Annotated in this window: 2 protein-coding genes; both read left to right on the top strand. The window is 52.0% G+C overall.

All coding sequences use genetic code 11. The features are described from left to right. Positions 1-188, top strand: a 188-nt coding sequence (locus CSC70_RS13770; RefSeq protein WP_425501598.1) for a metallophosphoesterase family protein, incomplete at its 5' end; no start/stop codon positions are given. After that, positions 185-808: an antitermination protein gene (locus tag CSC70_RS13775; protein ID WP_162457192.1), complete on the top strand. Its 624-nt coding sequence runs from the start codon at positions 185-187 to the stop codon at positions 806-808. The genes CSC70_RS13770 and CSC70_RS13775, both read left to right, overlap by 4 nt. Positions 809-825 lie beyond the last annotated feature (17 nt).

An 825-nucleotide genomic window follows, 5' to 3' on the forward strand; every position in this document is an offset into this window, starting at 1 on the left:
GGAACCGCGAACGAATCAGCAACTCACAAAACGGGATCGTGAAAGAAATCAAAGGCGCGGACACGTTCATCTTTGGTCATACGCCAGCAGTGAAACCACTCAAGTTTGCCAACCAAATGTATATCGATACCGGCGCAGTGTTCTGCGGAAACCTAACATTGATTCAGGTACAGGGAGAAGGCGCATGAGACTCGAAAGCGTAGCTAAATTTCATTCGCCAAAAAGCCCGATGATGAGCGACTCACCACGGGCCACGGCTTCTGACTCTCTTTCCGGTACTGATGTGATGGCTGCTATGGGGATGGCGCAATCACAAGCCGGATTCGGTATGGCTGCATTCTGCGGTAAGCACGAACTCAGCCAGAACGACAAACAAAAGGCTATCAACTATCTGATGCAATTTGCACACAAGGTATCGGGGAAATACCGTGGTGTGGCAAAGCTTGAAGGAAATACTAAGGCAAAGGTACTGCAAGTGCTCGCAACATTCGCTTATGCGGATTATTGCCGAAGTGCCGCGACGCCGGGGGCAAGATGCAGAGATTGCCATGGTACAGGCCGTGCGGTTGATATTGCCAAAACAGAGCTGTGGGGGAGAGTTGTCGAGAAAGAGTGCGGAAGATGCAAAGGCGTCGGCTATTCAAGGATGCCAGCAAGCGCAGCATATCGCGCTGTGACGATGCTAATCCCAAACCTTACCCAACCCACCTGGTCACGCACTGTTAAGCCGCTGTATGCCGCTCTGGTTGTGCACTGCCCCCAAGAAGAGTCCATCGCAGACAACATTTTGAATGCGGGCACCCGTTAGAAGCATGATGGCCACGG

The sequence above is a fragment of the Pseudoxanthomonas kalamensis DSM 18571 genome (genome assembly GCF_010211745.1).
Taxonomy (GTDB): Bacteria; Pseudomonadota; Gammaproteobacteria; order Xanthomonadales; family Xanthomonadaceae; genus Pseudoxanthomonas_A; species Pseudoxanthomonas_A kalamensis.

What these genes read in the sequence shown, in the direction of transcription:
- CSC70_RS13775 (WP_162457192.1), top strand. Translation starts at nt 185, where the DNA reads ATGAGACTCGAAAGCGTAGCTAAATTTCATTCGCCAAAAAGCCCGATG.